A 274-nucleotide genomic window follows, 5' to 3' on the forward strand; every position below is an offset into this window, starting at 1 on the left:
GTATCGCCTCCCAGAAGGCGCTGAGGAAGTGGTTCGACGCGGCTCCGTCAGCGCTAATGACTTCGGATTCCGCATCCTCGACGCCGACACCTCAGCGGTCAGCTCATGTCCCTGTGCCAGAGGACGGAACTATTTGGCTGCGTAACGTCAGCGTCGGATACGGTGAAACCGAGGTCCTGCACGGGGTCAGCCTCGATATTACCCACGGTGGTCGTACCGCCATCATTGGCCGTTCTGGGGCTGGCAAGTCGACGTTGCTTTCTGTCCTTAGCGG

1 protein-coding gene is annotated in these 274 nt (G+C 60.2%); it reads left to right on the forward strand.

Features of this window, described 5'->3' with window-relative positions:
• Positions 1 to 56: 56 nt before the first annotated feature.
• Positions 57 to 274 (forward strand): ATP-binding cassette domain-containing protein (locus tag CKO35_RS18295; protein WP_200177422.1); only part of this gene is annotated, 218 nt, incomplete at its 3' end.

The sequence above is a fragment of the Ectothiorhodospira shaposhnikovii genome (assembly GCF_016584105.1).
Taxonomy (GTDB): domain Bacteria; phylum Pseudomonadota; class Gammaproteobacteria; order Ectothiorhodospirales; family Ectothiorhodospiraceae; genus Ectothiorhodospira; species Ectothiorhodospira shaposhnikovii.